At 72.6% G+C, this 23848-nt stretch carries 18 protein-coding genes; 13 read left to right on the top strand and 5 right to left on the bottom strand.

Annotation, left to right across the window (positions count from 1 at the left end):
- Window positions 1-173: 173 nt before the first annotated feature.
- The 5 genes from ACIBLC_RS00910 (at window position 174) to ACIBLC_RS00890 (ending at window position 10399) form a co-directional block, all read left to right on the top strand.
- Window positions 174-1982: a methylmalonyl-CoA mutase family protein gene (locus ACIBLC_RS00910; protein WP_399208439.1), complete on the top strand. Its 1809-nt coding sequence runs from the start codon at window positions 174-176 to the stop codon at window positions 1980-1982.
- Window positions 1982-4144 carry a methylmalonyl-CoA mutase gene (gene scpA, locus ACIBLC_RS00905; protein WP_399208438.1) on the top strand — a complete coding sequence of 721 codons (2163 nt, stop codon included), beginning with the start codon at window positions 1982-1984 and terminating at the stop codon, window positions 4142-4144. Before ACIBLC_RS00910 ends, scpA begins: the two co-directional genes overlap by 1 nt.
- The gene (gene meaB, locus ACIBLC_RS00900) at window positions 4141-5124 is read left to right on the top strand and encodes a methylmalonyl Co-A mutase-associated GTPase MeaB (RefSeq protein WP_399208437.1); all 984 of its coding nucleotides are present in this window, start codon (window positions 4141-4143) and stop codon (window positions 5122-5124) included. Before scpA ends, meaB begins: the two co-directional genes overlap by 4 nt.
- A gap of 139 nt (window positions 5125-5263) precedes the next feature.
- Window positions 5264-7495, top strand: a complete 2232-nt coding sequence (locus ACIBLC_RS00895) for a CATRA conflict system CASPASE/TPR repeat-associated protein (RefSeq protein ID WP_399208436.1) — start codon at window positions 5264-5266, stop codon at window positions 7493-7495.
- Window positions 7496-7885: 390 nt separating this feature from the next.
- Window positions 7886-10399: an ATP-binding protein gene (locus ACIBLC_RS00890; protein WP_399208434.1), complete on the top strand. Its 2514-nt coding sequence runs from the start codon at window positions 7886-7888 to the stop codon at window positions 10397-10399.
- On the opposite strand, the gene ACIBLC_RS00885 is transcribed toward ACIBLC_RS00890, so the two are convergent.
- Window positions 10372-11313 carry a helix-turn-helix domain-containing protein gene (locus ACIBLC_RS00885; protein WP_399208433.1) on the bottom strand — a complete coding sequence of 314 codons (942 nt, stop codon included), beginning with the start codon at window positions 11311-11313 and terminating at the stop codon, window positions 10372-10374. The two genes, ACIBLC_RS00890 and ACIBLC_RS00885, sit on opposite strands and share 28 nt — an antisense overlap.
- 245 nt (window positions 11314-11558) lie before the next feature.
- On the opposite strand from ACIBLC_RS00885, the gene ACIBLC_RS00880 reads away from it, so the two are divergent.
- Window positions 11559-12278, top strand: a complete 720-nt coding sequence (locus ACIBLC_RS00880) for a hypothetical protein (protein WP_399208432.1) — start codon at window positions 11559-11561, stop codon at window positions 12276-12278.
- Window positions 12279-12327: 49 nt separating this feature from the next.
- Window positions 12328-12714, top strand: coding sequence for a hypothetical protein (locus tag ACIBLC_RS00875; protein ID WP_399208431.1), 387 nt, complete (start codon window positions 12328-12330; stop codon window positions 12712-12714).
- A gap of 192 nt (window positions 12715-12906) precedes the next feature.
- Here ACIBLC_RS00875 and ACIBLC_RS00870 read toward each other — a convergent pair whose 3' ends face one another.
- From ACIBLC_RS00870 to ACIBLC_RS00855, 4 genes are all read right to left on the bottom strand, one after another.
- Window positions 12907-13620 (bottom strand): hypothetical protein, encoded by a 714-nt coding sequence (locus ACIBLC_RS00870; RefSeq protein WP_399208430.1) that lies wholly within the window; start codon window positions 13618-13620, stop codon window positions 12907-12909.
- A gap of 73 nt (window positions 13621-13693) precedes the next feature.
- Entirely contained in the window at window positions 13694-14050 is a 357-nt protein-coding gene (locus ACIBLC_RS00865) for a CATRA system-associated protein (protein ID WP_399208429.1), read from the bottom strand.
- A gap of 36 nt (window positions 14051-14086) precedes the next feature.
- Window positions 14087-18067, bottom strand: a complete 3981-nt coding sequence (locus ACIBLC_RS00860; RefSeq protein WP_399208428.1) for a CHAT domain-containing protein — start codon at window positions 18065-18067, stop codon at window positions 14087-14089.
- A 153-nt stretch (window positions 18068-18220) separates the two neighbouring features.
- Window positions 18221-18652, bottom strand: a complete 432-nt coding sequence (locus tag ACIBLC_RS00855; protein ID WP_399208427.1) for a DUF6299 family protein — start codon at window positions 18650-18652, stop codon at window positions 18221-18223.
- A gap of 275 nt (window positions 18653-18927) precedes the next feature.
- Between ACIBLC_RS00855 and ACIBLC_RS00850 the strand changes: the two genes are divergently transcribed.
- The 6 genes from ACIBLC_RS00850 (at window position 18928) to ACIBLC_RS00825 (ending at window position 23763) form a co-directional block, all read left to right on the top strand.
- Complete coding sequence (locus tag ACIBLC_RS00850) at window positions 18928-19122, top strand: DUF5999 family protein (RefSeq protein ID WP_399208426.1); 195 nt, start codon at window positions 18928-18930, stop codon at window positions 19120-19122.
- A 125-nt stretch (window positions 19123-19247) separates the two neighbouring features.
- Window positions 19248-20123 carry a PaaX family transcriptional regulator C-terminal domain-containing protein gene (locus tag ACIBLC_RS00845; RefSeq protein ID WP_399208425.1) on the top strand — a complete coding sequence of 292 codons (876 nt, stop codon included), beginning with the start codon at window positions 19248-19250 and terminating at the stop codon, window positions 20121-20123.
- Window positions 20124-20239: 116 nt separating this feature from the next.
- Entirely contained in the window at window positions 20240-20791 is a 552-nt protein-coding gene (gene cysC, locus ACIBLC_RS00840; RefSeq protein WP_399208424.1) for an adenylyl-sulfate kinase, read from the top strand.
- Entirely contained in the window at window positions 20791-21708 is a 918-nt protein-coding gene (gene cysD / locus ACIBLC_RS00835) for a sulfate adenylyltransferase subunit CysD (protein ID WP_399209239.1), read from the top strand. Before cysC ends, cysD begins: the two co-directional genes overlap by 1 nt.
- A gap of 2 nt (window positions 21709-21710) precedes the next feature.
- Window positions 21711-22952 carry a sulfate adenylyltransferase subunit 1 gene (locus ACIBLC_RS00830; protein WP_399208423.1) on the top strand — a complete coding sequence of 414 codons (1242 nt, stop codon included), beginning with the start codon at window positions 21711-21713 and terminating at the stop codon, window positions 22950-22952.
- 352 nt (window positions 22953-23304) lie between these two features.
- Window positions 23305-23763, top strand: a complete 459-nt coding sequence (locus ACIBLC_RS00825) for an ATP-binding protein (protein ID WP_399208422.1) — start codon at window positions 23305-23307, stop codon at window positions 23761-23763.
- The last annotated feature ends 85 nt before the right edge of the window (window positions 23764-23848 follow it).

Raw genomic sequence — 23848 nt, 5'->3', positions numbered from 1 at the left:
CAGGCAACGACGCCTCGACGGATCGACCTGCGGCGACCGGGCTCCCACGCCGCCACGGACGGTCGGCGTTCCACCGGTCATGATCGGTGAGGCCGAGGTCACAGACCTCGCGAGGGCAAGGTCACAGGCTCCGCCTCTGCTGCGGCTCCCGAGATCTGACCTAGCATCCGAGCATGACAGTCCTGCCCAACGACGGGCTATCTCTCGCGGCGGAGTTCCCCCCTGCCTCCCATGAGCAGTGGCAGCGTCTCGTGGAAGGCGTGCTGCGCAAGTCGGGCAAGGACGTCTCGGGCGCGGCAGCCGAAGCCGCGCTCTCCACCCCGCTGGAGGACGGTCTCACCACCCGGCCCCTCTACACGGCCCGCGACGAGGCTCCTGACCCGGGCTTTCCCGGTTTCGCGCCCTTCGTACGGGGCTCCCGGCCCCAGGGCAGCACCGCCGGCGGCTGGGACGTACGGCAACAGCACTCCACGGCCGACGGCGGCGCGGTGCTCACCGATCTGGAGAACGGCGTCACCTCGCTCTGGCTCCTCGTCGGCGAGCGCGGGATCCCCGTGTCGTCCCTCGGCCGGGTCCTCGACGGCGTCTACCTCGACCTCGCGCCCGTCGTCCTCGACGCGGGACGTGAAGTCGACTCCGCCGCACGGGAGTTGCTGCGGCTGTACGAGGAGCGAGGCGTCGCGAAGGACGCGGCGCGCGGCTCTCTCGGCGCGGACCCGCTGGGCCACGAGGCGCGTACGGGTGAGGCGTTGGACTTCGCTCCCGCCGCCGGTCTCGCGCGGCTGTGTGCCGAGGAGTACCCGGGACTGCGGGCGCTGACCGTGGACGCGCTGCCGTACCACGAGGCCGGCGGTTCGGCCGCGCAGGAGCTGGGCGCCTCCCTGGCGACGGGTGTCGCCTACCTGCGGGAGCTGACCGCGGCCGGACTGCCCGTCGAACGGGCCTGTGCCCAGCTGGCGTTCCGGTACGCGGCCACCGCCGACCAGTTCCTGACGATCGCCAAACTCCGCGCGGCCCGCCGGCTGTGGGCACGGGTCGCCGAGGCCTGCGGCACGCCGGGAACGGGGGCGCAGGTGCAGCACGCGGTCACCTCGCCGGTGATGATGTCGCGCCGCGACCCGTGGGTGAACATGCTGCGCACGACCATCGCCACGCTGGCCGCCGGGGTCGGCGGCGCCGACGCGGTCACCGTGCTGCCCTTCGATCACGCGCTGGGCCTCCCCGACGCGTTCGCACGCCGCATCGCCCGCAACACCTCGACCGTGCTGGTCGAGGAGTCGCATCTGGCGCGGGTGATCGATCCGGCGGGCGGCTCCTGGTACGTGGAGCGGCTCACCGACGAACTCGCCCACGCGGGCTGGGAGTTCTTCCAGCGGATCGAGGGCATGGGCGGCCAGGCGGCCGCGCTGCGCTCGGGCAGCCTGGGGCAGGAGCTCGCGAGCACCTGGCAGGCGCGCAGCGCGAAGCTGGCCAAGCGGCGCGAACCCATCACCGGCGTCAGCGAGTTCCCGCATCTGGCGGAGCGTCCCGTGCGGCGCGAGCCCGCGCCGGAGCCACCGCCCGGCGGGCTCCCGCGAGTTCGGCGCGACGAGGCGTACGAGGCGCTGCGCGCCCGCTCCGACGCGCACCTCGCCGCCACCGGAACCCGGCCGCGTATCTACCTGGTGGCGATCGGTCCCGCCGCCGCACACACCGCCCGGACGACGTTCGCCGCCAACCTCTTCCAGGCCGGCGGCATCGAACCCGTCACGGAGGGCGCCTTCGAGGACAGCGGCGCCACCGAGGTCTGTCTGTGCTCCAGCGACGCGCTCTACGAGGAGCGGGCCGAAAGCACGGCCCGGACCCTCAGGGCCGCGGGCGCCCGGCAGGTGTTCCTCGCCGGCCGCCCCGGGCAGTACACCGACGTCGACGCGTACGTCTTCACGGGCTGCGACGCCGTCGCCGTGCTCTCCGCCACCCTCGACCGCATGGGAGTGTCCTGATGGGAATCCCCGACTTCTCCGGAATCGAGCTGGGGACACCCACCGCCGACGGCGGCCCGGACGAGTGGCGCAAGGCGCTCGGCGGGGACGAGACGTTCTGGGAGACCCCGGAGGGCATCGCGGTCAAGCCGCTCTACACCGGGCGGGATCTCGAGGGCCTGGACTTCCTCGACACCTACCCGGCCGTGGCCCCGTATCTGCGCGGCCCGTACCCGACGATGTACGTCAACCAGCCCTGGACGATCCGCCAGTACGCGGGCTTCTCGACGGCCGAGGAGTCCAACGCCTTCTACCGGCGCAACCTGGCGGCGGGCCAGAAGGGTCTGTCGGTCGCCTTCGACCTGCCCACCCACCGCGGCTACGACAGCGACCATCCGCGCGTGACCGGTGACGTCGGCATGGCGGGCGTGGCCATCGACTCCATCTACGACATGCGGCAGCTCTTCGACGGCATCCCGCTGGACAAGATGACGGTGTCGATGACGATGAACGGCGCGGTGCTGCCCGTCCTCGCGCTCTACATCGTGGCCGCCGAGGAACAGGGCGTGCCGCCCGAGAAGTTGGCCGGGACCATCCAGAACGACATCCTCAAGGAGTTCATGGTCCGCAACACCTACATCTATCCGCCGAAGCCCTCGATGCGGATCATCTCCGACATCTTCGCCTTCACTTCGCAGCGGATGCCGCGCTACAACTCCATCTCCATCTCCGGCTATCACATCCAGGAAGCGGGCGCGACGGCCGACCTGGAGCTGGCGTACACGCTCGCGGACGGTGTGGAGTACATCCGCGCGGGCCGGGAGGTGGGCCTGGACGTCGACGCGTTCGCGCCGCGGCTCTCCTTCTTCTGGGCGATCGGCATGAACTTCTTCATGGAGATCGCCAAGATGCGGGCGGCGCGCCTGCTGTGGGCCAAGCTGGTCAGACAGTTCGACCCGCAGAACGCCAAGTCCCTTTCACTGCGCACCCATTCGCAGACCTCCGGCTGGTCGCTCACCGCGCAGGACGTGTTCAACAACGTCACGCGTACGTGCGTGGAGGCGATGGCGGCCACCCAGGGCCACACCCAGTCGCTGCACACCAACGCCCTGGACGAGGCGCTCGCGCTGCCCACCGACTTCTCCGCGCGCATCGCCCGCAACACCCAGCTGCTGATCCAGCAGGAGTCGGGCACGACCCGGGTGATCGACCCGTGGGGCGGCAGCGCGTACGTCGAGAAGCTGACGTACGACCTCGCCCGCCGGGCCTGGCAGCACATCGAGGAGGTCGAGGCGGCGGGCGGCATGGCGCAGGCCATCGACGCCGGGATCCCGAAGCTGCGCGTGGAGGAGGCGGCGGCCCGCACCCAGGCCCGGATCGACTCCGGGCGCCAGCCGGTGATCGGCGTGAACAAGTACCGCGTCGAGACCGACGAGAAGATCGACGTCCACAAGGTCGACAATTCCTCCGTACGCACCCAGCAGATCGAGAAGCTGCGGCGGCTGCGCGCCGAGCGCGACGAGCGGGCGTGCCAGGACTCGCTGGACGCCCTGACCCGGGCGGCGGGCGGTACGGGCAACCTGCTGGAGCTGGCCGTGGACGCGGCCCGTGCGAAGGCCACCGTCGGCGAGATCTCCGACGCCCTGGAGAAGGTGTACGGGCGGCACGCGAGCCAGATCCGTACGATCTCCGGTGTGTACCGCAACGAAGCCGGGCAGTCGCCGTCCGTCGAACGCACGCGCACGCTGGTCGACGCCTTCGAGGAGGCGGAGGGCCGCCGCCCGCGCATCCTGGTCGCCAAGATGGGCCAGGACGGTCACGACCGCGGCCAGAAGGTGATCGCCACCGCCTTCGCGGACCTCGGCTTCGACGTGGACGTCGGCCCGCTGTTCCAGACCCCGGGCGAGGTGGCCCGGCAGGCCGTCGAGGCGGACGTGCACATCGTCGGCGTGTCCTCCCTGGCCGCCGGCCATCTCACCCTCGTACCGGCGCTGCGGGAGGAACTGGCGGCGGAGGGCCGCGAGGACATCATGATCGTCGTCGGCGGGGTGATCCCTCCGCAGGACGTGCCCACGCTGCTGGAGATGGGAGCGGCGGCCGTCTTCCCGCCCGGGACGGTGATCCCGGACGCGGCCCACGACCTCGTCCAGCGGCTCTCGGCCGGTCTCGGGCACGACCTGTGATCGCGCTCGACACCTACGTCAAGGGCGTACTCGACGGGAAGCGCGCGCTGGTCGCCCGCGCCATCACTCTCGTGGAGTCCACCCGGCCCCAACACCGTTCGCTCGCGCAGGAGTTGCTGACCGAGCTGCTCCCGCACAGCGGCCGGGCACGGCGGATCGGGGTGAGCGGGGTGCCGGGCGTGGGCAAGTCGACGTTCATCGACGCCTTCGGCACCATGCTGACCGCGCTGGGTCATCGGGTGGCGGTGCTGGCCGTGGACCCGTCGTCCAGCCGGACCGGCGGCTCGATCCTCGGCGACAAGACCCGTATGGAGCGACTGGCCGTGGACCCGGCCGCCTTCATCCGCCCCTCCCCCACCGCGGGCACGCTCGGCGGGGTCGCCAAGGCGACCCGCGAGTCGATCGTGGTGATGGAGGCCGCGGGCTACGACGTGGTGCTGGTGGAGACTGTCGGCGTCGGCCAGTCCGAGACGGCGGTCGCCAACATGGTCGACTCCTTCCTCCTGCTGACCCTCGCCCGCACCGGCGACCAGCTTCAGGGCATCAAGAAGGGCGTCCTGGAACTGGCCGACGTGATCGCCGTCAACAAGGCGGACGGGCCGCACCAACGCGACGCGCAGGGTGCGGCACGGGAGTTGGCGGGCGCGCTGCGGCTCATGCACGGCGGCGACGCGGCCTGGACGCCGCCGGTGCTGAGTTGCAGCGCCCGCGAGTCGGCCGGCCTCGACACCGTCTGGGACCGCCTCGAACAGCACCGCACCCTCCTCGAGTCGACCGGACGTCTGGCCGCCAAGCGTCGTGACCAGCAGGTCGACTGGACCTGGGCGATGGTCCGCGACGAACTCCTCGGCCGCCTGCACGCCGACCCGGCCGTACGAGCCATCACGCCCGACCTCGAACGACAGGTCAGGAACGGCGAGTTGACGGCGACGCTCGCCGCCGAACGCATTCTCAGGACGCTCGGCAGCGAAGGCTCCTGAACCGGCCCGGGACCTCCCCGAGGAGCGGGCGGGCCGCGGCGACACTCCCTGGAGAGATGCCCCTTTCGGCCGAAGTGCCCCTAGAATGCGTGGCGTTACTGAAGCGAGAGATTCGCCCGACACGGGAGTGAATCGCGACGTGCCCGAATCCGTCGTGGCGGAACAGGAAATCGCCACTCATGTGTTCGCCCCTCTCGACGGGGTGCCCGCCGACGCCGGCCTGACCTCGCTCGCCGGGATGTGGGACCGGTTCCGCGCACTCCAGGGAGCCGACGAACCGGTGTTCGCGGGAGTCCCCGTCGCCCTGCCGGACGTCCTGCCCGCCGCGTCGCTGCACGGGTCGGTTCCGTTGGCGGCCGTGCAGTCCCGGGGCGGGCTCGACCAGGCGGTCCTGCGTCGCAACCAGGAAGTGCTGAACCTGTCCCTGTTGCTCGGCGCGGCCCCGGACCGGACCTGGCCGGACCTGGAGCGGCGGGTGGCGGAGATCGTGGGCCCGCCGGGTCCGTCCCAACTCGGCTCGGTGACCCTGCTGTTGGGGAAGAGGACCGGCCCCGACACGGATGCCGCGGAGTTGTCGTCGACGGTCCGGACGGACGACACGGATCCGGTGCGCCGGCTGCGGCTGGTCGTCCCGGCCGGGCAGGACCACCGGCTCGGCACCTGGGCCTGGTCCGAGGGCGACGGGGCGGAGATGCCGCTGTTCGTCCGCTACCTGATGCACATGACCAGCATCCGCTACCAACTCGCCGTGCACAGTGGGCTTCGCGGCGGCTGGGCGCTGACCGAGGGGCCGCCCCCGCGCGCCCGGATCCGGGTGCCGTTCGCGACCGGTTCGGGATACCGGGAGCTGGTGGATCCGGTCGAGCAACTGCGGGCCATGCAGCACTACGTGGAGGGCGCGTGGCACAACGCCTGTCAGGCGCTGGAGGGTTGCGGCGCCCAGAGTGACGACGGACCGGCCCGTTCAGCCGTACTCGCCGACGACCGCAGGCTCGTCGCCTGGTTCACCCACGTGCTGGAGGACGACGTGACCCACGCCGAACTGGGCAAGCGACAGCCGGAGCCGGAGAACACCGATGCGTCGGAGAGGCGGCGGACAGCTACGGCGGCTACGGCGGCCGGGGCGGCTTCGTCGGCCGGGGCGGGGGACGATCCGGTGCGCGTGCTTGCCGTCGCGGACGAGTGGTTTCCCGCTCACGGCGGTCTGAGCACGCTCAACCGGCGGTTGTGCACGGCGCTCGCCGAGGCGGGGGCCGACGTCGCGGTGCTGGTGGTGGCGTCCAGCGAGCAGGAGCGGGCGGACGCGCGCCGCCACGGCATCCGGCTGCTCGACAGCGGACAGCTGGGGCACACCGGGCGCGAGTCACTGATGCGGCGTCCGCGACTGCCCGAGGGGTGGGTGCCGGAACTCGTCGTCGGGCACGGCCGCGTCACCGGCCCGGCGGCCCGCGCCCTGGCGCAGGACCACTTCCCGGGCGCACGGCGGCTCCAGTTCCTGCACGTCGAGCCGGACCAGGCGGAATGGCACCGTACGCACCCCGAGGGGGACATCGGAGCCCGCGCCGAGGAGCGCACCGAGCTCGAATTCGACCTCTGCCGCGGCGCGTGGCGCACGGTGGCCGTCGGGCCACGCCTGGAGTCGGCGCTCAACAGACGGCGGCGCGTCCCCGGCTTCGAGGACCTGGCGCCGCCGCTGCGGCTCGACCCCGGGTTCGACGTGGGGCCCACCTCGCAGGGTGCGCCGCCGCCGGACGAGGTGCCGCAGATCCTGGTCATGGGGCGACTCGGCGAAGCGATCGGCAAGGGGCTGGACATCGCCTGCGGCGCGGTGGGGCGGGCCGCGCCGGAGGGGTCGCGGCCCGGGCGGTGGCAGCTCGTGATCCGGGGAGCGCGGGACGGCCGGTCGCCCGACCTGTACGACGAGGCCGCGCAGTGGGTGGACCGGTCCGCCGTGGACCTCCATGTCCTGCCGTACAGCCCCGACCCGGCCCAGATCCAGCGGGATGTGGCGGGAGCCGCCCTCGTGCTGATGCCCTCACGGGCGGAGGCGTTCGGGCTCGTGGGCCTCGAAGCGATCGTCGCGGGTGTGCCGGTGCTGGTCAGCGGGCGCAGCGGGCTCGGTGGGCTGCTGCGCGGCGTACTGCCGGAGCACGAGGCGGAGCGCGTCGTGGTCGACGTCGAGGCGTTCCGCCAGCGGGTCGACCAGGATGTCACGCGGTGGGCCGACGCCGTCTCCAAGGTCATGTTCGACCTGCGCGGGGCTTTCGTGCGCGCCGAGGAGTTGCAGAAGAGGATGGCGTCCCGGCTGCCCTGGAGCGTGGCGGCGCGGCGGGTGCTGGCGTGCGCGCGGGAGTCGGAGCGGCGGGGGTGAGCCGTGGAAGACGCGGGAACGGCACCGCGGGGCTCACACGGCCGGCCCCGTCGTCAGGACGAGACGACGAGGCCTGAGCCGCCCTTCACCGGGACCGGGAGCCCCCTCACCGGAACCGGTGGCCGAAGGCGAACACGACCGCGAACACGACCGCGCACTCGCACTCGCACTCGCACTCGCACTCGCACTCGCACTCGACAGGACCGTTGGCCGAACTCAGTGGGTCTGCACGGCTTCTGCCCTCCTGCGGGTCGGTCGGCGGGGCTGGCCCCCACCGACGGAGACACCTCAGCGGAACACGCGGTCCGGCCCTGACGACCGTTGCTCTGGAACACACTGGAAAGGTCTGAGAACCGCGGCGCGGAACGACGACCGGCGCATGGAGGAACGGTGTCGAACGAGGAACCCCGGCCCACCGGTGACCACCCCTCGGAGTTACGGCGACGGCTGGCGGCCGAGCTGACCAGGGCCGTGCTCGGCGCCGAGAAGCGGCGCGGCCGCGCCCTGGACCGCGCCGAACTCGCCCGCCGCCTCAACGTCTCGGCCAGCAGCCTGTACGCCTACCTCAACGGGACGACCCTCCCCGGCGCCGATGTCCTCGACGGACTGCTGGCCGAACTCGGCGTCACCGGGCGGGAGGCCGGCCGGCTCGGCACCCTGCGGGACACCGCGGAGACGGCCCGCCGGGTGCGCTCCCCCTCCACCGAGACCTCCGCCGGGACCGCCTCCGGGACCGGCGCCGAGGCCTTCGCCCACGCCTCCGCCACGGCGCCCCCGCGCCGCCGTGTTCCGCATCAACTTCCGACGGACACGCCGGAGTTCGTAGGCCGCGAAGTCGAACTGGCTGAACTCGACGCCCTACTGGGCAAGGGCTCGGCACCCGTCGCCGGGCCGATGGTGATCACCACCGTCGAGGGCACCGCCGGGGTCGGGAAGACGTCGCTGGCCCTGCACTGGGCGCACCGTGTCCGGGGCCGCTTCCCGGACGGTCAACTCCACGTCAACCTGAGGGGGTTCGGAGCCGAGGAGCCGATGGACCCCGGCGAGGCCCTGCACGGCTTCCTCCAGGGCCTGGGTGTCGCCCCCGCGGCGGTCCCGGCACACCGGAGCGCGGCCTCCGCCCTGCTGCGCACCGTACTCGCCGACCGGCGGGTCCTGCTGGTGCTGGACAACGCCCGCTCCGCCGAGCAGGTACGGCCCCTGCTGCCGAGCGGTCCGGGCTCCCTGGCGGTCGTCACCAGCCGGACCCGGCTCGACGGTCTTGTCGTACGGGAGGGCGCCCGCCGCATCACGCTGGACGTGCTCACCCGGTACGACGCGCACACCCTCCTGGCCCGGCGGATAGGCACCGAACGGGTGGCCCGCGAACCACGTGCGACAGCGGAACTGGTCGACCTGTGCGCCCGGTTGCCCCTGGCACTGAGCGTCGCCGCGGCCCGGGTCGCGGCCGGTCCCGAGGACGCCTTCGGCCACCTGGTCACCGAACTGCGCGAGGCACACGCCCGGTTGGACGTCCTCGGGCTCCAGGACGCCGACGTCGACCTGCGGACGGTCTTCGAGCGGTCGTACGCCCTGCTGCCCCCGCCCGCGGCCAGGCTGTTCCGGCTGCTCGGCTGCCATCCGGGGCCCGATCTGGACGGCGGCGCCTGTGCCGCGCTGCTCGGCACACCGGCCGTACCGCGTGCCCTGCTCGACACCCTCACCTCGGCGCACCTGGTCCAGCAGCACGCGCCCGGCCGGTACGTCCTGCACGACCTGCTGCGGCTGTACGCGAAGGAACGGGCGGACGCCGGACCCGAGGACGAGCGGCGCGCGGCCACCGAGCGGCTGCTGCGGCACTACGTCGAGGCCGCCCGGTACGCCGACCTGCGACTGGAGCCGTGGCGGCCCGGTTCCGCCGCCCAGGCACCCGCGACGCTCACCGAGCTGGAGGACCACCGGGACGCCACGGACTGGTTCGAACGCGAACTGGCGGTCCTCCAGGCCGTGATCGCACAGGCCGCCGCTTCCGAGGGTCTGGAGCACTACGCCTGGCGACTGGCCGAGGCCCTGGCGGTGCACCTGCGCCGGTCGGGCCGGCGTCACCAGCGCGCCGCCGTGCACGGTCTGGCCCGCGCCGCGGCCGAGCGGGCGGGGAACCGGCCGGCCTGGGCGTCCGCCACGCGCAGGCACGCCGACGCACTGTCCCGGCTGCACCGCTCCGAAGAGGCCCTTGAACTGCTCCGTACGGCCCTGCGCACCTGCCGGGCGCTGGATGACTGCGAGGGAACGCGCGCGGTGCGGCTGTCGCTGGTGCGGGTGCACGCCGCCCGCGGCGACCACCGGCGGGCGCTGCCGCACGCCCGGCTCGGCCTCGCGATGGCTGAGCGGACCGGGGACCCGTGGGCGCTGGCGGACGGTCTCACGTCGGTGGCCCAGCAGCAGGAGGAACTCGGCCACCACACAGTGGCGTTGAAGCACGGGCAGCGGGCGCTGGAGCTCTACACCGGGCTCGGGCATCTCGACGGCCGGGCGGGAATCCTGCTCTGCGTGGGGCGGGCCGAACAGGGACTTGGCCGGCACGCGCGGGCGGTCGGGCACTACGAGGCGTCGCTCGCCCTCGACCGCGCGCTGGGCGACCGCTACCGGGAGGCGCACGCCCTGGACCACCTCGCGGACGCCCACGCGGCACTCGGCCGGCACCGGCAGGCCCGCGGTCTCCGAGAGGAAGCCCTCGCGGTGTTCGAAGAGCTGCACCATCCCGACGCACGCGCCGTCCGCGCGAAGCTCGGCCCGGACGGGGGCGAACCCCCCGAACCGGACGCCGGGCCGCTGTCAGGTCCCCCCGACGGAACACCCGCGGACGCCGACGGAGCACCGGCCGACGGCGACGACCCTCAGGCGTCCTCCCAGCGCAGCCCATAGCCGTAGCCGACCTTCATCTCGGTGAAGTCGGCGGCCACCGTGGCGTCCGGGGGCACGGTCAGCGGCGGGGTGCCGGCCGCGCGCTGGTAGATCACGGCGGTGGGTACGCCGTCCAGCCGCCAGACGGCCCGTGGGGGGCGCGCCGGGTCGAAGCGGACGTACAGCCGGAACCGCTCGCTGCGGGTGAGCGGGATGTGGACGAAGTGCGGTGCCATGGGCTGCTCGGACGGTATGCGCAGCCGCAGGACGTAGGTGTGGCGGGCGCCGGCCGGGACGGGGGTGCGCAGGGCGAGTTCCTGGCGGAAGTAGCTCTCGTAGGGGTGCTCGGGGCTTCGCAGCCGTCCGCCCTGGACGACGGAGACGTGCAGCCCGTGCTCGGCGCGCCCGTCGTCGGTGTGCCGGGGCACGCTGAACGCGAGCGGGATGCGGGCCAGCCCGTCGCAGGTGGAGACGACGACACGGCGCTCGACCGCCTCCGGGGCCGGGGTGTCCAGCCGCAGCCGGGTGTCGACCGACTCGGTGTAGTAGCCGTGCGGGTCGGTGCGTGCGCAGCCCGGCGGGCACACCGTGGCGCCCTCACCGGCCGACGGGGTCGGCGGCCCCTCCCAGGGCGGCGGGGTGAGGTCGGCGAGCCCGGCCGCGGTGCCGCCGTCGAGGGCCCGCCGGACCTGGCCCCAGAACTCGGCCCACCGCCTCAGGTCGCCCTCGCACGCCTCGACGACGGCGAGCGTGACCCGCCGGGAGGGGAAGGTGACGCCCCCCATCGCGTCGCTCACCGTGGTGCGGCCGTATCCGGTGCGACGGGCCAGTTGCTGGAGGGTCAGGTCCGCCGTGCCGCGCAGGTCGCGCAGCCAGAAGGCGAACAACCGGACCGGTGAGCCGTCGAGTTCGATGTCCTTCACGGGACGCCCCATGACACGACCCCCCGTTCCCTGCCCCGGCCCGTCGCCCCAAGTCTCCCACGGGGAAAGGCGATCACGTCCGAATATCGGCAAGGCGGGCCGGTGGGACGGGAGTCGTGGGCCGCGCGGGGGTTTTCCGGGAATCGTCCGGATTCCCGGAGATCCGTTGTCCCGCTTCTCCACACGTTGCTAGACAAGAGCCCACGATCGACGCACGGTCGCCAACGCGTTCCGGTTTTTTCGCGCCAGGAGAATCGATGTCGCTCTTCCGCAGGCTCTCGGAATCCAGCCGCTTGCCGGCCGACATGGCCTCCAGGATGGAAAAGTTCGGCCGTTTCGAATTCGATCCGTCGAACAGCGGAATCGACGCCTCCTACGTGTGGAGCGAACTCCAGGCCCCGTTCGTGGACTTCGCCCGGTCCGATCCGGGCGGATTCGCCGACGAACTGGCCGAGGCGGTCGGACCGGCCGGTGGCTTCGCGCTGTTCGGCGCGGCCCGGACGATCTGGAGCCTGGCCGGTTCCGACTTCCGCAGCCCCTCCTACGACGGCGTGCGGATGGCCGCGCTGGAGTTCCTCCGGTCCAACGGGGTGCCCAGCAGCCGGCTCTCCTCGGACGACCTGCGTTTCTGGCGCGAGCTGCGGGACGAACCGTGGCTCGTCGGACGCCCCCGGCCCGCGCCGGACAAGGCCGGCATCACCCCGCTCACCCCCGGCGAAGTCCGTCCCGTCGCCCGTATCACCGCCGAGGCCGATGCCAACGTCGTCCTGGTGAAGGGCGGTCCGGACGGTGGCTACCGAGCCGTCGTCGAGGCGCGGACCAGCGACACCGACCCCACCCGGGGCCACTTCGACTGGTTGGGGGCCGCCACGCTGCACGACCTCTACACCCAGATCGGCGAGGCGTTCCAGGTGCCCGTGCACTGGGCCGCCGGTGAACTCGAACCATTCATTCCGCTGCCCCCTTCCCGTCTATGAGTACAACCGCCGCAGCCGGCGGACGCGTTCGAAACAGGAGTCGAGCAACATGGCGAAACAGACGGTGGAAATAGTCACCGAGGCGTCGACGCAGGACGCCGCCGCGCTTTTCCGGAGAGCCATGCGGGTGAGCTGGTTCAGCGAGAACATCACCGGTGCCGGAACGGTTTTCGACGAACCCCGGGGTTCCGTTTTCGACAACCTCAACCAGGACCCACCGGACTTCGCGGTGGTCGCCGTACTCGGCGGCCGGGGGGCGGAGATCCAGAAGTCCGCCGTCCACATGTACGTGTGGGACAGAAGGGGCCGCCGCGAGATCAGACTCGGCGTCGCACGCAATCTCGGCGCGCTGGGATTCAAGGCGAAGAACAAGATCCGGCGGTTCGTCGCCGCCCTGGAGGAGATCGACCCCTCCGCCAAATACACGGGTCTCTGAGCGAACACGGGGAGGCCACCGAGCCGTTCGCCGGCCCGTCGGGTGAGCACCCGGTCCATGACCGGGTGCTCATCCATGTCCGCGGGTCCCCGACTCGCGCCGTGCTCAGCCGTGTCCGCGAGGCCGCGCCCGCGCCACCCGGGCCCGTGAGGTCACGCCCGTACTCACCCGCGCCGCGGAGTCCGGCCCGGGTCATCCATGCCCGAAGGCCGCCGCCGACACATCCCCTTCGAGGGACGCCCGGTGGAAGAGGTACGTGCCGATGTGGCCGACCCTGATCAGCACGCAGAACCGGTGGACCGACGCGACCGACGCGGCCACCTGCGCGTAGTCGCGGCGCAGGAACTGTACGGCGGCCTGGTTGGCCACCGAACTCTGCCCGCAGACCAGGATCACCGGCCGGGTGGACTCCACCGGCGTGAACCGGGCCACCAGGGCGTACTCCTGCACCCCGCGGTCGAAGTCGTACTGCTGCCCGCCGACCGCGAAGGCCACCGCGTCGTCGCCGGAGCCGAACGGCCGGATGGCCACCCCCGGCAGATGGGCGGCCAGATGACCGCCGGTGCGGGGGTTCGCGCCGCCGACCGGTCCGCCGATACAGAACTCCGTGCGGTCTCCGTTCCCTCCACGCAGAGTTCCCGGCTCGACCGCCACCCGACATCCGAACTCGGCGAGCAGCACGGCGAGTTCGATGCCGGCGCGGGCGTCGCGGTGGTGTGCGCTGCCCGGCGTACCGTGCTTGCTGCCGAGGACGATCAGGCAGTCCTCCCCCGGCCGCACCCCGAAGAAGACCGCCTTGCGGTTCAGCCCCCGGCGGCGGCGCCCGCGCTCCCAGAGCCGGCCGAGGACGGCGCCCAGGAGGCTGGTGGCCAGGCCGATCCCGACGTTCAGGAGCTCCGGGAACATCGCCGCACCTCTCCGCCCGAACTGCCCTGTCCCGCCCACGTGTTCACCGTACGACCGGCTCCCGCGGGTGCGTTCACCGCGCGGGCGGCTGCCCGCCACCCGCGGCGGACCCGGTGTTGCCGCGCCCGGCGGCGGACTGCCGGTCGACGGCGTGCAGGAGGGCGACCGTCCGCTCGCGCACCACGGGCGGCGCGGGCACCTTGCCGTCGAGGGCCGGGGGCCCCATCCGCGTGACCCGCCGCCCGCTGGTCTCCAGGTCTGCGGTCAGCCGGTCCACCGTCTTCGCGTCGCCGGCCTCGAGGGCCTCGCCGAGTGTGTCCAGCAGCCGGCCGGTCTCGACCCAGGCCTCGGGCGGCAGACGCCAGTCGAGCATGGCGTCCAGCGCCTGGCGTACGTCCCACGCCAAGTCCCGTCCGATCGATGCGCCCATCCCTGGTCCTCTTCTCTGCTCGTGCTGTTGGTCCTGTCAGCGGCCGGTGTGCACGTACGGTGCCCAGACGGCCGGGCTTGCGGGGTAGCGCTCGCGAAGGCCGCGGACCACGGCGTGCAGGGCCCGTCCGGCGTCGGTGACGTCGAGTCCACCGCCGTACCCGCGCAGCGCCCGGTAGAAGCGCCCGGCCAGCCGGACCGACACCAGGTCGGCGGCCTCCCAGAGCGCTCCGACCACCTGCGGATATCCCGCGGTCTGGAACGCGGAGGCCAGGTGGATCGCCTCGTCGGGCAGGCGGTCGGTGCGCGAGGTGTGGCAGGCGAGCAGCACCGCGAGCTGCGCCCGGGGCAGCCGCTGCCGGGCGACTCCGGTCACTTCCAGCGGACCGTCGGCCAGTTCCATCCGGCTCCGCGACGGGTCGACGGGGTCGCTGATGCCGTGGCAGGCGAAGTGCACGATGACGGCGGACGGCAGGGCGGCCAGCACACTGTCCACGCGGGCCGCGTCCCCGTCGAGGATGACCAGCCCGGTCAGGGTGCGGGTGACCTCCGCGATCTCGCGCGCCGAGGCCCCGGGCGATCCGTTCTCGCCGGTCGGCTGACCGATCACCAGGTTCGGCCCGGTGAGCCTGCCGGCCTGAGGTGCCTGCCGGGCGTGGGTCAGGGCCCGGATTCCCGGGGTGTACGAGGAGGCCACCCGGTCCAGCACCGAGCGCCGTGCGGTCAGCGCCTCCTCGCGGTGGTACCCGGCGGCGTGCAGCGGCAGGTGGGCCAGCGGGCCGGAGGCCGACCACCACAGCCGGGGCACCTCGGCCCGCGGGGTGCCGTCCGGGATCGGTTCGGTGAGTCCGGCGGCGTCGAGCACCGGTTCGGCTATCCGGTCCCACAGCAGTTCGAGGGTGCGGAACACCGTCTCCCGTGCCTCCTCCTGCCGCTCGGGGGACTTGTCGCGGTCCACGGCCGCGGCGGCGAGGAAGTCCCGTGCGGTGTGGGCCAGCAGCCCTTCCGTGATGTCGAGCGGCACGCACAGGACGGTGTCGCGGGTGACGACGAGCGCGTCGCAGCGCAGCCGGTCGACGTTGATCAGCACGATGGGCCCCTGGGCGGCCTCGGCGCGCATCCGCTCGACGGCCGGCGGCCGTAGGAACGTCTCGAAACCGGGTTGCCGCCTGATGTCGTCGAGCAGCTCGCGCCACCGCCCGACGACCGCGTGCTGCTCACGGACCCGCTCCGGTTGCCGGCCGTCCGCGGTGTTCTGGTGGTCGAGCATGCGGTCCGACAGCTCGGTGTAGGTGGCGGCCAGGCCGGGGTGGACGGCGGCCAGGTCCGACACGTCGGTGCGGGCCTCCAGGTCCTGGCTCATGAGCACGGCACGGCCCAACTCCAGCAGCACCGCCGCCTCTTCGGTCCGTCCGGCGGCGAGGGCGACCGCGCACCCGGTGCGGCCCAGGCTCGTACCGGTGAGCCGGTCCGGCACCTCGGCGGCCGGACCTGACGAGGACGTGCCGGGGTAGCGGCTGCCGAGCAGGGTTCTGCGCGCCACGTCCTGGCGGTCGTCGCGGTGCAGCGCCGGCGAGGTGAGCAGCGGGAGCATCTCCAGGGCGACGGCGGCGGCGTCCGTGGCGCGGTCCCAGTCGCGCAGCTCGATCGCGCGGCCCAGCGCGTTCCTGGCGTTCTCGAACCGGACGACCGGCGGCAGCCGGACCTCTTCCGCCGGCCGCCATTCGATGTCCCGCTCCTCGACGGCGAGATGATCGCCCTTGAGTTCGGCGTCGGCGATGCGGACGAGGTCGCTGATCTGGCTCAGCGCGACGCGCACCCGGCGCATCTGCTCCGCGGCCGGTCCGCCCTCGTTCACCAGCGCGTCGAGCCGGGCCTCGACCGTGTCCAGGATCCGGCGGGCCAGCCGGACCCGGCCGGTGTCCCGGCGCACCATGGCGACATGCATGAGGGCCTGGGCATAGGGGATGGCGATGCCGACCCAGGTCAGGGACTCCTCGGGCACCCGGTCCAGGGCCCAGCCCAGGGCGTCGCAGGCACGGACCAGGGTGGCTCCGTGCTGGTTCAGGGCGCCGATCGTGCTGCGTTTGTCCTCCACGGCGCAGAGCAACTCGACGTAGCGGGAGCTGGTCGGCGGCAGCGTCGCGAGTATCCCGTCGCCCTCGTGGACGGCCTCCAGCAGGACGGCGGTGTCCTCGCTGAAGGTGTACCGCGCGACCAGGAGCGACACCAGCACGGTCCCCGCCCAGCCGCGCCGTCCGTCGTCCAGAGCGGGATCGCCCAGCTGGTCGCGGAGTTGCCTGATGGCCAGGGCCAGCCGACGCGGGTCGAGGGCTGCGTCGGTCTCTCCGGTCAGGCCGTGGAAGACCGCCTCGGCCTCGGCGGGCAGGCCCGTCATGTCGGACGCAAGCGCCGGGTCGGGAGGACCCGCCCCGGCGGGCGGGCCCGGCGGCCAGTGGAACTCGTCGCCCGGCTCTGAGCCACCGAAGGCGCCCGACTCCGACGCGCCGAAGACGCCGGGCCCCGGGCCACCGAAAGCACGCGACTCCGGCCCGCCCGAAGCACCCGGCTCGGGCGCGCCGAAAGCGCCCGGCTCCGGCCCACCGAAAACGCCGGACGACGGCGCTCCGGACGCACCCGGCGACGACGCGCCGAACGCTCCGCCCTCCGCTCCCCCGAGGCCACCCGGCCCGCCCTCCGGCGTGCCCGCGAAGGCACCGGAGGCTGCTCCTCGACCGCCGGGCGGACGCGCCCCGGTGCGCAGGAACTGGGCGATCTCCTCGGGGCCCGCCCCCGGTGACGTGTATCCGGGCGGGCTCATCGGCGCGCTCACCGTGATCGGCGGCAGGTCGGGGACGGGGAACATCGGCCCCATCATCGGGCTCAGCCGCTTCAGCAGGGCGGCGCTGTTGAAGGGCAGTAACTTCATCAGACCGGGCAGCCGCGCGCACGCCTCCCGCTTCTGCGCGATGTGCGGCAGCATCGGGTGACCGGGCGGCAGGTCCCGCTGGAGCCCCTCCCAGAGCTTGTCCGCGCGGGCGACGTCCTCGCGCGAGCCGCAGATGAAGGCCCGGCCGGCCAGCAGGGAGGCCATGTTCGCGGCGTACGTGCCCCGGTCGTCGGGCGGTCCCATGGCCCGGAACTGCTCGAGGTGGTCCATCGCCTCGTCGACCGTCGCGATGTCCAGCGTCCGGGCCAGCGAGGCCATCAGCGCCATGGCGAGCATCAGGTGTACGGCGGCGACGTCGAGCGGGTTGTGCCGGATGCCCTGGCTGTGCGCCCGCTCCACGGCGTCGAGCGCGGTCCGGCCGGCGGCCACGGCGAAGTCGACGGCGTCGCGGTCGTGTCCGTGGGCACGGAACCAGGTGAGCCCCGCGTGTACCGCCGTACGCCCCACCAGTTCGGCTTCGAGGTGGTCGGGGGTGACGGCGTCGTGGGCGGCGCGTGCCCAGCGCCAGAGTGCGGGAAGCGCCCCGGTGTCCCCGGACTCGTGGCGGAACGCGGCGGCCTGGGCGAGCCGGACGAACAGGCTGCACCGGCCCAGGTCGCCCGGCGGCAACTCGGCGGCCAGCCGGGTCACGTGCTGCTCGATCGGGTCGACGGCCTGGCCGTGACGCGGCAACGGCCGGTCGGGATAGGCGGCGGCGACCGCGACCGGGTCGTCAGGGTGGCGTCCCTGAAGCTGCGCCGCGAGGTGGTGCCGCACGTCTCCGGAGAGCTGGTGGTCGGCGTGGTGGTGGGAGAGGGTGCGCTCGGCGAGCCACAGGTGCAGCACCCAGGAAGGGCGCAGCGCGTGGTCCCGGGGGCCGACGTCCAGCGCGTACTCCATCACGGCCACGGCCGCGACGGCGGGCGCGCGTTCGCCTCCGTCCCAGGAGAGGTGCAGCAGTCGGGCCGCTGTCGGCAGCCCGCGCGCGGGGTCGTCGCCGGACTTGGCGACGAGCCGTTCCATCTCGGGCGACCAACTGGCCGCACAGCGCAGCAGTGCGCGGTCCACGACCGCTCGTAGGTCAGACACCCCGCCAGTCTCCCCGCGAACCGGTCCTGGCAGGCGTCCTCCGGAAATATCCGTCAAACTACGGCAGTTGAGGGTCCGGACCGGTAGCCGTCGAGCGGCACGGCAGACGCCTCCGCCGCACCGCTCGTCGGCCCCGCGGCACCTGGACCGCGCTCAGTTCTCGGTGAGGGAGATGTCCTGCTGCCGCTGCGCGTGGAAGGCCGGCAGCGGCAAACCGCCCCCGCCCGGGCGCAGTTCCATCAGGGTGGCCTCGACGTGGGCGGCGCCCGGGGTGAGGGTGCCGGGCTCGCGCTTCTCCGAGTTGGTCCAGCGGTGCACCGCGCCGTCGCAGACCGCCGAGGTGCCGCCGATGCCGTGGCGCACCCGGGGGTCGCCCTGCGAGACCGAGGAGGACACGAACACGGGTCCGGTGGCGCTCAGGCAGCGGTAGGTGCCCGAGAGACTGACGGTTCCGTCGGCCCCTACGTGACCGGTCGGGTCGACGGTCACCTGGTCGTACGGTCCTGACAGGGCGTCGGCGGACGGGGCGAGGAGCAGGAGCAGCGCGGCGGCGGTGGCCGCGCCGAGGGCCTGGCGTACGGACATGGGGTTACCTCCTGGAACGGGGCCTGGAAGAGGGCGCTCCACAGGTACCGGTCCTGGGCCCCGGGGGCGGCGTCCGGCACCCCGACGGCGGTGGATCATCACCCCTTTGGTGGCGACTCGGCACCGTCCGTCATGGGGACGTCCAAGTGTTGTCCGCGTGTTGTCACGCTTCACGACCGGCTGTTCCGATGAGTTCGCCGCGCGAGCATGGTCTAGGTATGCGAGGACGGTGACGACGCCGTCGGCACTCATCGCATACGACGTGGAGGTGCGCCATGTGTTCCCACCAGCCTTCGTCCCCGTCCGCGGACGGCAACGCCCAGCACATCGTGGCGGCCCACCCCGAGCAGGGCTGGAACCTCCTGTGCGACGGCGCGATCGTCTTCGACGACACCGGTGAACTGCACCCCGACGGCAGCGTGATCGCTCCCCGCCGTGCGTTCGCCGGACAGCTGGCCGTCGCCGCCTGAGCGGTTCCGGGCGCATCCCGGGCCCGTCCCGGCCCGACAGGGCCCAGGCACCGGGCAGTTCCGCGAGACCGCCGGACCGGACCGGGTCCACCTGCGGCGATCCCAAGTGATCTTCGCGGACTAGAGTGATCAACGTGTCAGAGCAGCACGCCCCCCGGTCCCTCATCGTCACGTTCTACGGCGCGTACGGCCGTTTCGCACCCGGCCCCGTGCCGGTGTCCGAGTTGATCCGGCTCCTCGCCGCGGTCGGCGTGGACGCACCCTCCGTACGGTCGTCGGTGTCCCGGCTCAAGCGTCGCGGCCTGCTGGAACCGGTGCGTACGGAGGCGGGTGCGGCCGGATACGCGCTGTCGCCGGACGCCCGACAGCTGCTCGACGACGGCGACCGCCGGGTGTACGCGGCGGTTTCGCCCCCGGACGACGGCTGGGTGCTCGCCGTCTTCTCCGTCCCCGAGTCCGAGCGGCAGAAGCGGCACGTGCTGCGCTCGCGGCTCGCCGGCCTGGGCTTCGGCACGGCGGCCCCCGGAGTGTGGCTGGCCCCCGCGCGGCTCTACGAGGAGGCGCGGCACACGCTGGAGCGGTTGCGGCTCGACACGTACGTGGACCTGTTCCGCGGGGAGCATCTGGGTTTCGCCGCGACGGCGGACGCGGTGGCACGCTGGTGGGACCTGGCCTCGATCGCCAAGCAGCACGAGGAGTTCCTCGACGAGCACGCGCACGTGCTGCACAACTGGGAGCGGCGTGCGGACACCCCTCCGGAGGAGGCCTACCGCGACTATCTGCTCGCCCTGGACTCCTGGCGCCATCTCCCTTACGCCGACCCGGGGTTGCCCGCCGCACTGCTCCCTCAGGACTGGCCGGGCGTCCGCTCGGCCGCCGTCTTCCGCACACTGCACGAGCGGCTGCGGGACGCGGGGGCGGCCTTCGCCGACGTACCCGAGCGGGCCGGGGAACCGGGCCCGGGCCGGCCGGAGGGGCCCGGGAGCCCGCGCGAGGTGTGACCTCAGTTACATCATCGGTCACTAAGGGAACGCTCAGCCTCCTCCGTCCCTCTTCTCATGTTTCTTACCTAGCGTCGTGAGCCGCACGACGCCAGGACAGGAAGAGGACCGCACGTATGACCACCACGGCAAGGGCTCAGGGAGCCACCGTCTGGCTCACGGGTCTGCCGAGCGCGGGCAAGACGACCATCGCCGGCGTTCTGAGCGCCCGTCTGAGAGCCGAGGGGCACCGCGTGGAGGTCCTCGACGGTGACGAGATCAGACGTTTCCTCTCCTCGGGCCTCGGCTTCTCCCGTGCGGACCGCCACACGAACGTGCAGCGCATCGGTCTGGTCGCCGAGGTGCTCGCGCGCAACGGGGTCCTCGCCGTCGTCCCCGTCATCGCGCCGTACGCCGACAGCCGCGAGGCCGTCCGCAAGCGGCACGAGGCGAGCGGGACGCCGTACGTCGAGGTGCATGTAGCCACCCCGGTCGAGGTGTGCGGCGAGCGCGATGTGAAGGGGCTGTACGCCCAGCAGGCCGCGGGCGAGATCAGCGGGCTGACCGGTGTCGACGATCCCTACGAGCCGCCGAGCGACCCGGCTCTCACGCTGGAGACGCACGCGCGGACTCCGGAGGAGTGCGCGGCCTCGGTGCACGCGGTGCTCGCGGCGAGGGGGCTCCTGTGATTTCCGCGACGGCCGAACGGTCCCGCACGATCTCGCATCTGGACGCGTTGGAGTCCGAGGCGGTGCACATCTTCCGCGAGGTCGCGGGCGAGTTCGAACGACCGGTGATCCTCTTCTCCGGCGGCAAGGACTCCATCGTCATGCTCCACCTCGCCCTCAAAGCCTTCGCCCCCGCCACCATCCCCTTCACCCTCCTGCACGTGGACACCGGCCACAACTTCCCCGAAGTCCTCGCCTACCGCGACCGCGTCATCGCCCGCCACGGACTGCGCCTCCACATCGCCTCCGTCCAGGACTACATCGACCGCGGCATCCTGCGCGAACGACCCGACGGCACCCGCAACCCCCTCCAGACCCTGCCACTCACCGAAAAAATCCAGGCCGAACACTTCGACGCCGTCTTCGGCGGCGGACGCCGCGACGAAGAGAAAGCCCGCGCCAAAGAACGCGTCTTCTCCCTCCGCGACGAATTCTCCCAATGGGACCCCCGCCGCCAACGCCCCGAACTCTGGCAGCTCTACAACGGCCGCCACGCACCCGGCGAACACGTCCGCGTCTTCCCCCTCTCCAACTGGACCGAACTCGACGTCTGGCAGTACATCGCCCGCGAACACATCGAACTCCCCGACATCTACTTCGCCCACGAACGCGAAGTCTTCCAACGCTCCAACATGTGGCTCACCGCAGGGGAATGGGGCGGCCCCCGCGACAACGAAACCATCGAGAAACGACTCGTCCGCTACCGCACCGTCGGCGACATGTCCTGCACCGGCGCCGTCGACTCCCACGCCACCACCCTCGACGCCGTCATCACCGAGATCGCCGCCTCCCGCCTCACCGAACGCGGCGCCACCCGCGCCGACGACAAAATGTCCGAGGCCGCGATGGAAGACCGCAAACGCGAGGGGTACTTCTAACCATGACCAGCACCACCTCCGCCATGGTCGGCGCACCCCTCACCATCGACACGCTGCGGTTCGCGACGGCCGGTTCCGTCGACGACGGCAAGTCGACCCTCGTAGGACGTCTGCTGCACGACTCGAAGTCCGTCCTGGCCGACCAGTTGGAAGCCGTGGAGCGCGTTTCGCAGAGCCGCGGCCAGGACACCCCCGACCTCGCCCTCCTCACCGACGGCCTCCGCGCCGAACGCGAACAGGGCATCACCATCGACGTCGCCTACCGCTACTTCGCCACCCCCCGACGCCGCTTCATCCTCGCCGACACCCCCGGACACGTGCAGTACACCCGCAACATGGTCACCGGCGCCTCCACCGCCGACCTGGGCGTCGTCCTGGTCGACGCGCGGCTCGGGGTGGTGGAGCAGACCCGCCGGCACGCCGCAGTCGCCGCCCTCCTGCGCGTCCCGCACGTCGTCCTCGCCGTCAACAAGATGGACCTCGTGGGGTACGACGAGAAGGACTTCGACCGCATCGTCGAGGACTTCGCGGGCCACGCGGCCGAGTTGGGCCTGCCCGGCTTCACGCCCGTCCCGGTGTCCGCGCTGTGCGGCGACAACGTGGTGGAGCGTTCGGCGCACATGGACTGGTACGAGGGGCCGGCGCTCCTGGAGTTCCTGGAGACCGTGCCGGTCGGCTCCGACCCCGCGTCCGCCCCGGCGCGCTTCCCGGTGCAGTACGTGATCCGGCACGACGAAACCCGCCACTACGCGGGCCAGTTGGTGTCCGGCACGCTGCGGGTCGGCGACCGGGTGACGGTCCACCCGTCCGGCGAGAACTCGGAGATCACCGGCATCGACGTACTCGGGAGGGAAGCGGACTTCGCGTACGCGCCCCAGTCGCTGGCCCTGCGGCTGGCCGACCAGCGCGACATCTCGCGCGGGGACATGATCACGGCGGGACCGGACGCGCCCGCGCTCACGCAGGACGTACGGGGGTCCGTCTGCCATCTGGCCGACCGGGCGCTGCGCGTCGGCGACCGGGTCCTCGTCAGGCACACGACGCGGACCGTGAAGGCGATCGTCAGGGACCTGGGCGACGCGGCGGAGCTGACCGCGAACGACCTCGGCACGATCACCCTGCGTACCGCCGAGCCGCTCGCGCTGGACGACTACGCCGACGTACGCCGCACCGGCGCGTTCCTCCTTATCGACCCGGCGGACGGCTCGACCCTGACGGCGGGAATGGCCGAGCTCTCCTCGTAGAGGAGCATCCGACGTAGAAGAGCGTCCGACGCCCCTGGGCACCCGGTGTGAGCCGGTGTGCACGGGGGCGTCCGTGCGTCCGGCCGCCTCGATGTCGGGCTGAAGCTACCTCGTGAACCTATGCCCCGCCTGTCACTGCCGTCACGGGCGCGCCATAGATGCACGACAGACCCGTCATGGAGTCACGGATCGTCGATAGCCCCGTAACGGCGGGAGCCGCGCGTGGGAGGCCGGCCGTTCACCTGGGTACACAGCCTGATGCCGGGCCGAAAGTCCCGGAATAGGCCCGCCGGGCGCCTCTGTCCGGTCAGGTCGTACCATCTCTAAAGTTGAAAGCAGGACATCCTGCTCCATGAACGGACCCGCCTTGCCCGACACTCCCGCCTTCGCCTCCGCCTCCTGGCGGATCGCACTGCCGCACACCGCCGCGGCAGTGCCCGTCGCCCGTGCGCTGGTCCGCACCGCACTGGCCGAGCTGGAGCACGCGGCCGACAGCGACACCGCCGAGCTGCTCACCGCGGAGCTGGTGGCCAACGCCGTGGAGCACACCGCGGGGAACGGCCCCATAGAGCTGGTCGTGGAACTGGTCCCGACCGGCTGCAAGGTCGAGGTGCACGACCCGGACCCCGCGCCGCCCGGCGATCTCACGGTCCCCGACCCGGCCCGCGAGCCCGACCCCTGGCAGGAGCACGGGCGCGGCCTGCTGCTGATCCGCACCCTCAGCTCGTCCTGCGGCCACCGTCCCACCGGCTCCGGCAAGGCGGTCTGGTTCAGGCTGCCCGTCGTACCGCCGCAGCGGCGACCCGCGTAGCCCCCGGCGTACGACCTCTCAGGCCGGCGTCGCGACCAGAAACCCGGCATACGACCGATCAGCGGGCATCACGACCAGAAACCCG

The sequence above is a fragment of the Streptomyces sp. NPDC050535 genome (assembly GCF_044457665.1).
GTDB lineage: Bacteria > Actinomycetota > Actinomycetes > Streptomycetales > Streptomycetaceae > Streptomyces.
Note: the sequence above shows the minus strand (reverse complement) of the source record. Positions and strands in the feature narration are given on the sequence as shown.